The 8,292-nt window shown below is 61.6% G+C and carries 12 protein-coding genes; 6 read left to right on the top strand and 6 right to left on the bottom strand.

The window, feature by feature from the left end; genetic code table 11:
* Nucleotides 1–91: 91 nt before the first annotated feature.
* The 6 genes from GPK39_RS09830 (at nucleotide 92) to GPK39_RS07945 (ending at nucleotide 3,507) form a co-directional block, all read left to right on the top strand.
* Nucleotides 92–670, top strand: a complete 579-nt coding sequence (locus GPK39_RS09830) for a metal-dependent transcriptional regulator (RefSeq protein ID WP_423237418.1) — start codon at nucleotides 92–94, stop codon at nucleotides 668–670.
* 152 nt (nucleotides 671–822) lie between these two features.
* Nucleotides 823–984 carry a helix-turn-helix domain-containing protein gene (locus GPK39_RS07925; protein ID WP_252204807.1) on the top strand — a complete coding sequence of 54 codons (162 nt, stop codon included), beginning with the start codon at nucleotides 823–825 and terminating at the stop codon, nucleotides 982–984.
* A gap of 105 nt (nucleotides 985–1,089) precedes the next feature.
* Complete coding sequence (locus GPK39_RS07930) at nucleotides 1,090–1,320, top strand: hypothetical protein (RefSeq protein WP_215674865.1); 231 nt, start codon at nucleotides 1,090–1,092, stop codon at nucleotides 1,318–1,320.
* A gap of 19 nt (nucleotides 1,321–1,339) precedes the next feature.
* A complete protein-coding gene (locus GPK39_RS07935; protein ID WP_215674867.1) occupies nucleotides 1,340–1,969 on the top strand; it encodes a class I SAM-dependent methyltransferase in 630 nt (209 codons plus the stop codon).
* On the top strand, nucleotides 1,956–2,561 hold the full coding sequence (locus GPK39_RS07940; RefSeq protein ID WP_215674869.1) for a class I SAM-dependent methyltransferase: 606 nt from the start codon (nucleotides 1,956–1,958) through the stop codon (nucleotides 2,559–2,561). Before GPK39_RS07935 ends, GPK39_RS07940 begins: the two co-directional genes overlap by 14 nt.
* Nucleotides 2,562–2,676: 115 nt before the next feature.
* On the top strand, nucleotides 2,677–3,507 hold the full coding sequence (locus GPK39_RS07945; RefSeq protein WP_215674871.1) for a class I SAM-dependent methyltransferase: 831 nt from the start codon (nucleotides 2,677–2,679) through the stop codon (nucleotides 3,505–3,507).
* 95 nt (nucleotides 3,508–3,602) lie between these two features.
* Here GPK39_RS07945 and GPK39_RS07950 read toward each other — a convergent pair whose 3' ends face one another.
* The 6 genes from GPK39_RS07950 to GPK39_RS07975 form a co-directional block, all read right to left on the bottom strand.
* Nucleotides 3,603–4,487, bottom strand: coding sequence for an ROK family protein (locus GPK39_RS07950; protein WP_215674873.1), 885 nt, complete (start codon nucleotides 4,485–4,487; stop codon nucleotides 3,603–3,605).
* A gap of 79 nt (nucleotides 4,488–4,566) precedes the next feature.
* Nucleotides 4,567–5,691 (bottom strand): glycoside hydrolase family 172 protein, encoded by a 1,125-nt coding sequence (locus GPK39_RS07955; protein WP_172676343.1) that lies wholly within the window; start codon nucleotides 5,689–5,691, stop codon nucleotides 4,567–4,569.
* 12 nt (nucleotides 5,692–5,703) lie between these two features.
* Nucleotides 5,704–6,102, bottom strand: coding sequence for a PTS sugar transporter subunit IIA (locus GPK39_RS07960; protein WP_215674875.1), 399 nt, complete (start codon nucleotides 6,100–6,102; stop codon nucleotides 5,704–5,706).
* Nucleotides 6,103–6,128: 26 nt separating this feature from the next.
* Nucleotides 6,129–6,962: a PTS system mannose/fructose/sorbose family transporter subunit IID gene (locus GPK39_RS07965; protein WP_117680463.1), complete on the bottom strand. Its 834-nt coding sequence runs from the start codon at nucleotides 6,960–6,962 to the stop codon at nucleotides 6,129–6,131.
* Between the two features lie 2 nt (nucleotides 6,963–6,964).
* A complete protein-coding gene (locus tag GPK39_RS07970) occupies nucleotides 6,965–7,750 on the bottom strand; it encodes a PTS mannose/fructose/sorbose/N-acetylgalactosamine transporter subunit IIC (protein ID WP_195361405.1) in 786 nt (261 codons plus the stop codon).
* Between the two features lie 9 nt (nucleotides 7,751–7,759).
* Nucleotides 7,760–8,292, bottom strand: a 533-nt coding sequence (locus GPK39_RS07975; protein WP_215674877.1) for a PTS sugar transporter subunit IIB, incomplete at its 5' end; no start/stop codon positions are given.

Raw genomic sequence — 8,292 nt, forward strand, 5'->3', positions numbered from 1 at the left:
CGAGCGCGGGTTCTGCCGCAATGTCGACATCGCGGAGCGTATGGGCGTCACCAAGGCGCTCTCGGACCTCGGCGCTGCCGTCCTCGTCCGCATGTTCGGCCATGACGTGCGCCTTACAGAGGAGGGCGAGCGCGCCGCATCGGCGACGCTCGAACGTCATCGCTTCTTCGAGCGGCTGCTCGTCGAGTCAGGCGTGGACGCCGAGACCGCCTCGGCGGAGGCCTGCCGCATAGAGCACTGCCTGTCAGAGGACTCCTACAGACGTTTCGCGGCCTATCTCGGGAGCCGACGAGCTGCCGCTCGTCTATCTCCTTGTCGCACAATCACCTCTTTCAATAGGCCGCGTCCCAACGGATGGGTACCATTTACCCGTGTGCACCTGGGACAACGGGCTGAAAAAACCTGCGCAAAGCCACTCGCAGAACACGCAACACCAAACACGACAAAAGAGGCGAACGACAGATGCCGGACCCTGGACGACAGCACCGCGGAAGAGAAGCATTCCAACCACAACCGAACAACTCCAGCTACTAGGCAGGCGCCCGCATGGGCGCCTTTTACTTTTCAGGGACTTAGCTGCCTGCTAAGGCGTGCGGCTCATGGCCGTTTCGTGAAGGCCCGGCCAGCTCGACCCACCTCGACCCATCTCCACTCGCGCCGTGCTCACTAATCGCCATCAGGCGGTTCAATCGTCGCGCAGACGAAAAGGCACACGGTGTCGTGCGGTGTCCTCGCGCGGTGCCGCACGGGAAGATTGGAGGAACCATGGCATGCACAGCCGAATGCGCCGCGCCCGAGGGAAGCCAAGATCGGGACGAATGGATGACGGTGATCGAGATGCAGGAGTACATGAGGGCGAGCCGAAACAAGGCATACAACCTCATCTGGTCGGGCGAGATCAACTCGTACAGGCTCGGAAGGAAGCTCCTGGTTTCGAGGGCGTCAGTGGACGCCTACATCGAGTCGAGGAGCGGGAGGAAATGACGGCGGCGACCGCCCCGGGAGCCGCCCGCGGCCGGGCACGCGAGGGAACCTCGAGACGAGAGGAGCTCGAGGACGACCATGACCAAAAGCATTAGCAGGAGCCAGGTGAGGCCCATCGCATCGACCAACGCGTTATTCGGCGGCGGCAAGGCTCGCTACTACCTGCTCACACTCGTCTTCCACGACCAGGCAGACAGCATCGCCGAAGCGGTCAAGGGCTATGAGGTCAAGCTTGCCAGGGCTGACCTCCCCAACATCCCGTTCCACTCCGAGCCCCTCATGAACGGACACAAGGACTTACTGCATGATTCGTATGTTATAGTTAGATGTCTCTAACTATTTGGGGGCGATAGCAATGCACGAACGCAAGGGCTTCTGGGACAAGAATGCCGGTCGGTACGACCGTTTCATGCGAAAGGACCGGACGGCGTATGAGAAGATGTATGAGCTGATCTGGCCGGTGGTGAAAGCAAAAACCGTACTGGAAGTTGCTACCGGCACGGGGCTTATCGCAAAGAGCATCGTAAATGCGGCGGCGCACATCGAGGCTACGGACGCTTCTGCAAAGATGATCCTTGAAGCAAAGCGGGACAATAAATCCGCAAAGCTGCACTTTTCCGTACAAGATATGTTCCGCCTGCCCTATGCACAGAAGTCCTTTGATGTGGTGATCGCGTCCAACGCGCTTCACATAGTGCCGCATCCGGAAAAGGCCCTGCAAGAAATCAGGCGGGTGCTGAAGGACGACGGCGTGCTCATCGCGCCAACCTTCACCCACGCGGGGAGCTCGGTTTCCGGCAAGGCAAAAGCCTTTTTCATGAGTATTGCAGGATTCCCCCTCCACAGCAAGTGGACAAGCGAGGAATACCTACGTTTCCTGCATCAAAACGGCTGGGCGGTGCGGAAAAGCGCGGTGCTGAAGGCCTCGTTCCCGTTGACCTATGCGGAATGCACGAAATCGGAGGGGCCAGATGTCGTTCTTTGAAAACACCCGCAAGCCCGTGGGCCTCAGCGGAAAACTAATGGTTGCCATGATGAATCTGGGCCACAGCCCTGTGGCGCGGTGGGGACTTCGATTTCTACGACTTGCACCAAATGCCAAGGTGCTGGATTGCGGCTGCGGCGGCGGGGCGGGCATAAAACGGCTGCTGAAAAAATGCCCGCATGGCGTCGTCAAGGGCATCGACTATTCGCCCGTCAGCGTGGAGAAGGCCAGAAAGCTCAACCGAACTGCAATTCAGGAGGGGCGTTGCGCCGTTCTGCAAGGCAGTGTGGCGGATATGGCGTTTGAGGATAGCTACTTCGATGCAGTCACGGCCTTTGAGACCGTCTATTATTGGCCCGATTTGCCCCGATGCTTCCGTGAGGTCTGGCGGACGCTGAAGCCAGGCGGGACAATTCTTATCTGCAACGAGAGCAATGGCGATACGGACAAGGACGAGAGGTGGACGCAGATCATCGGCGGCATGACCATCTACAAGGACATTGAATTAAAAGCTTGTCTGGAGCAGGCGGGTTTTCACGAGGTGCAGATACGCAAAAAGAAAAAGTGGCTCTGCGTCACGGCGCGGAAGTAAGGGCATCAAGCACGGGTGTTTTTGCATCCATCCTGCACATGGCGATAGGCATGACGGTCATAGCGGCTGTGCTGGCGGCAATTATGACAGTTTTTATTCACTGAGGAAGAAACCTATGAAATGTAAAATTGAGAAAAACACCGTTCAGGAGACGCTGATCCTCCCGCTGTATTCCCGGAAGCTGTGTACGGAGCTGTACCCGAACCTTTATAGGGATGAAACAGCGGTTCGTCTGCTCGACCAAATCGACTACGACTTTTCAGAGGCAGCGAAAAGCTCCCGCAGCCTGATGCAGCGTTTTGGTGCGCTGGAGGTGGCCATGCGGCAGGGTGATCTTGCTTTCGAGGTACAGGATTACCTGAAAGGCCACCCCAATGCGGCGGTGGTCAATCTGGGCTGCGGACTGGACAACACCGGCAGAACCTGCGACAACGGAAGATGCAAGATTTACAATCTGGACTTCCCGGATGTGATTGCCTTGCGACAGCAGCTACTGCCCGCCGGGGATCGAGAACAAAATATCCCCTGCGACCTGAAAGACACCACATGGTTTAGCAAAATCGATGCCTCCGGCGGGGCGGTGTTCTTTGCCTCCGGGGTGTTCTATTACTTTCTGACCCAGCAGGTCCGGGAACTGGTGCGGGAGATGGCGGACGCTTTCCCCGGCGGTGTGCTGGTCTTTGATGCTGCCAATCGGACAGCAGTAAAGATGATCGCAAAAACATGGCTTAAGACTGCAAAAATCAAGGATGTGGGGGCATATTTTGCGGTTTCGGATGCCGCCAAGGAAATCGGCACGTGGGACAGCCGTCTGCAGGTCACAAGTCGCGGCTATATGCTGGGTTATAACGATTTGAGAGACCCTTCTGTCAGCGGCTTTTTCCGGTTTCTCGCAAGGGTCGGTGACAACGGGATGAAAATGCAAATCGTGAAAATAAGATTTTGAGAGACAAAAATGCAAAAGACGAGCGCTTCTTGCCGCCCAATTGGCAAGAAGCGCTCGTCTTTTCTTAACGCGTTGTATGGCGGAGAGAGCGCAAGTTACGCGAGCGCCCTGCTTGCCAGCTCGGCCGCGCCGAGGATTCCTTGGTCGCCGCCGCAGCCCGGGGCGCAGATGTAGCGCTCCATGTCCTTAAGCTCGGCGGTCTGGATGTAGCCACCCAGATATTCGAGGGTTTTCTTGCGGACGATGCCGTAGAGCTGCTCCTGGTGCATCACGCCGCCGCCGAGGACGATGCGGCGAGGCGAGTACATGAGCACGAGGTTCGCGCACATCTGCCCCAGATAATCCCCCTCGAGCGCCCACACCTCATCGTTGTCCGCGAGCTCGGCCGCGGGCTTTCCCCAGCGCGCGGCAATGGCGGGGCCGGAGGCGAGGCCCTCGAGACAGCTCGCGTGGCTCGGGCAGACGCAGCGTCCCTCCTCGGTGGGACGGGTCCTTACCAGCATGTGGCCGGCCTCGGGGTGCAGCATGCCGTGAAGGAGCCTGCCCGCGCACATGACGCCCGCGCCCACGCCGGTGCCGATGGTCACGTAGACGGCGTCCTCGAGCCCCTTGCAGCAGCCGAAGACCACTTCGCCGAGGCAGGCAACGTTCACGTCCGTGTCGTAGGCCACCGGAATCCCGAGGGCGTCGGCGAACGCGGCGCGAAGACCATGGCCTCGCCACGCGAGCTTGGGCGTCTGGAGGATGGAGCCGTAGCGCTCGTCGTTGGGGTCGACGCAGGTCGGGCCGAAGGCGCCGATACCCAACGCGTCCACATCACGGACGGTGAACCACTCGATCATCTGCGGGACGGTCTCGGCGGGCGTAAGCGTCGGGGTCTCCATACGGTCGAGGACCTCGCCGTCGCCGGACACCACGGCACAGACCATCTTGGTCCCGCCGGCCTCGAGGGCGCCGAGCCTCATTTGCTTTTCGCTCATGTGATCCTCCTTACAAAGGGACGCCCGCAGTCATGGTCAACCGCGGGCGCCCATAACGTTGGCTTGTTTCGAGGCGACCCTACCTGGGCACGCGGTCCTGCCTTGCGGCAAACGGGGCGAGCACGGCGTGCGGCTCGCTTTGGTACCAGTAGGCGACGGTGGAGATGTCGTCCTCGCGCTCGTAGAGCTTGATGTCGTCGTTGCCGAGGTCCTGGAACGTCACGCGCAGGTCCTCCTTGAACGAGATCGGGTCGGGAAGGTGCCACCTGTAGAGGCCGTGCCTGGGCAGCGCGTCGTCGTTGGTCGCGAGCATCGGGTTCGGGTTCGGCTTGCCCGCGCTGAAGCGGTCGCGCGTGGCGTCGCGCGTCGAGCGGTACGGGTAGCCGGCGAACAGCGTGTTGAAGCACTGCGCCTCGGGCAGCGCGTGGGGCGGCCTGTCGAGGAAGGCCCAGGCACCGCCGAAGTAGTCCTCGGCTCCCGTCGAGGTGACCGTGGGGAACTCCTCGTCGCCGTCGAGGAAGAACTTCATCTCGCCCTCGCCCCACCAATAGCGCTCCAGGGCGCACAGGGCCATGTAGGTGCCGACGTAGTAGCCCTTGCCGCGCACGCCGTCGAGCACGGTGTAGTCGACGCCCCTGCGAGTGCTGCGCTCGCGGTTAAAGCGGGCGTGGAAGTACATGGCGTCGTCCGGCACGTCGGTGAGCGCGTAGTTGAACGTGTAGAAGATGTACTTAATGAACCCGGGGTGCTCGCTCGTAAGCGTGACCTTGGCGTGCTTCCTGAAGGGCATCTCGAAGTAGCAGTTCATGCCGCCCGTCGGGTTCACGCAGATGGGCATCGAGTTGACGATGGCGCGCTCACCGAAGCCGTTGCAGAAGAAGTCGCCGACAGGGCACTCGACCGAGGGGGTCTCCTCGTCGTCCCAGTAGAAGCGCAGCACAAGGTCGCGCATGACGAAGCTGCCGGCGGCGGTCTTGTCGGGGACGGTCATCCAGATGTGGCGGATGATGCCGGGGCCCTCGATGTCCGCGAGCGTGATGGTCTCGCCGGACTCAAGGGGCACGCAGCACGAGCCCTTGCGGCCGACGCCGAGGTGGCTGGCCGACATGGCGGCGCGGCCCTTCTCGCCTGTGATGTTCTCGGGGGTGATGGCGCGGCTTTCCTCACCGCCGTGCATCCACACGTCCTTAAGGAACTCTCTCATCGTCGACCTCCTCTATTCGTCGTCTTCGCACTCGGCGGAACTGGCACCGTTCACGTAGACGATCTGCTGGCGCGCCTCGTTGACGAGGGCGTCGAAGTCGAGTTTCTCGTCGGGGCGCGCGAGCACGACCGTCATGGCGAGCGGGAGGTTGACACCCGCAATCACGTGGATCCGGTCGGAGGCGAAGCGGGAGAAGCGCTGGTTCACGCTGCCGCCGAGCGCGTCGGTGAGGACGACGACCTCGTCAGTGCCCGAAAGAGCCGCCTCGACCGCCGCGTCGAGCCCCTCGCCGTTGTCGTTCACGTAGGCGCACACGGCGTTGACGGCGTCGCTCTTACCCGTAAGGAACTCGAGGGTGTCCTTGAAGCCCTGGGCGAGAAGGGAATGGCTCGCCACAACTATCTTTCTCATTGATTCACCAATCTCTTGGGTCGAAGCTAGGCAAGGATGCCGGCGGCGGAGGCGACCATCGCGAGGACGATCACCACGAGGATGAGGGCCGTCATGCTCGCATTCTTCTTGGTAAGAAGGTAGTACGCGCTTCCCGTGATGGCGGCGGGGATCATGGCAGGCAGGATCTTGTCGAGCAGCGGCTGAATCTCCATCGAGACGTCGCCGAAGCTGAAGCTAATCGGGCAGGTAACGCCGATGACCGAGGCGATGAGGCAGCCGACCACGGTGAGGCCGAGCACGGAGGCGGCGGCAGTGAGGTTGGGAAGCTTCTCGCTGAAGTCGGTGACGAGCTTCACACCCTGCTTGTAGCCGAACTCGAGGGCGTGCATGCGGACCCAGAAGATGGCCAGGATAAGCGCGAACCAGATGCCGGCTCCCACGGGGTTGCCCTCGATGGCCATATAGGCGGCGATGGAGCCCATGATGGTCGGGATCATGGTCATGAGCAGGGAGTCGCCGACGCCGGCGAGCGGTCCCATGGTGCCGATCTTCAGGTCTTGGACGGCGTCCGCCGCCGCGAGGCCGTCACGCTCCTCCATGGCCACGCAGGCGCCGAGGATGATGGCGGCGAGCCAAGGCTGGGTGTTGTAGTAGCGGAAGTGGTTGTTGAGCGCTTGCTTATAGTCCTCGTCGTTCGTGTAGATCTTCCTCAGGACCGGCGAGAGGGCGTAGGCGACTGAGGCGCCCTGCTGGGTCTGGTAGTTGAAGGTGCACACGCTCATGAGCCAGCGCCAGTTCGCGTTGCGCAGGTCCTTCTTGGTGACCTTGTAGCCGGAGGGCTTGCCCTCGGCGACGGCGGTGATGTTCTCGTTTTCCATGGTTACTCATCCTCTCCGATGAAGGCGTCTGCGGAAGCGTGGGCGGCGAGCTCGGTGTCCCTCTCGGCACGCTGGTAGAACGCGATCGCGAGGGCAACGCCGACGATGGCGGCGCCGATGATGGGCACGTTCAGGAAGGCCGAGAGGAAGAAACCGGCGAGCAGGTACTGGAAGTACTTGCCAGTGGGCATGTAACGCAGCAGCATCGCGATGCCGACGGCCGGGAGCATCTTGCCGGCGAGGGTGAGACCGGAAAGGAACCACTGGGGCATAACCTCGAGGAGCCAGTTGACGGCGGGCTGGCCGAGGGTCACGGAGACAAAGACGGGCAGGGCGGCGCACAGGCCGAAGAGCACGGGGCAGACCCACAGGATGGCGTTCATCTGCTTGAACTTGCCCTCGTCGCAGAACTTCTGGGACTTCTCGACGACGAAGCCGTTGAGGATCTTGACGATGACGTCGAGCTGGATGCCGAGCATGCCGACCGGCAGGCCGATGGCGAGGCCCGTGTCCGCGCCCAGGGTCACGCCGTAGGCGGTGGCGATGATGGCCATCGTGCCGTAGTCGGGAATCGACGAGCCGCCGAAGCCCGCGACGCCGAGCTGCATGAGCTGAATGGTACCGCCGATGACAAGGCCGGTCCTCCAGTCGCCCATGACGACGCCGGTGATGAGGCCCCAGAAGACGGCATAGTTGACGAAGATCATCGGGATGCCGTAGTAGTCCACGTGCTTGATGAAGGCCAGCAGGGTCAAAAGGACGACCTGCAGGATAGTGAAGTTGACCATGATCCCTCCTTAGATGAGGTCGGCGACGGAGACGGGCTTGTCGGCGGGCACGAACTGTGCCGTCACCTTGACGCCGCGGGCGATGAGCGCCTTGTAGCTCTGGACGTTCTCGGCGGAGGCATAGGCGCGCTGGGTGAGCTGGACGCCGCCCTCCTTGACAAGAGAGCCGCCGACGATCAGCGACGGGAGCTCGATGCCCGACTCGACCAGGTGAAGGATCGTCTCGGGCTCCTTGGCGATGACAAAGACCTTCTCGCGGTCGTACTTGCCCGCCGCGAAGTTCTTGAGCGCGGTCTGCTCGGAGATGATCGAGACGGCCATGCCCGCGGGGCGCGCCATCCTCATGGTGGACTTCAGGACCTCGTCGCCGGCGACCTTGTCGTCGATGACCATGACTCGGGTCGCGCCCGACACCGGGGCCCACTGCGTCACGATGATGCCGTGAAGCAGGCGATTGTCGATGGCTCTGTTAGACCAGGATTGACATTCCGCCCCGTCATCTTCTTGCGATTGCACAATGGTCGCCCCTTGTCGAATCTGAA

The sequence above is a fragment of the Collinsella aerofaciens genome, assembly GCF_018785245.1.
Taxonomy (GTDB): Bacteria; Actinomycetota; Coriobacteriia; order Coriobacteriales; family Coriobacteriaceae; genus Collinsella; species Collinsella aerofaciens_AD.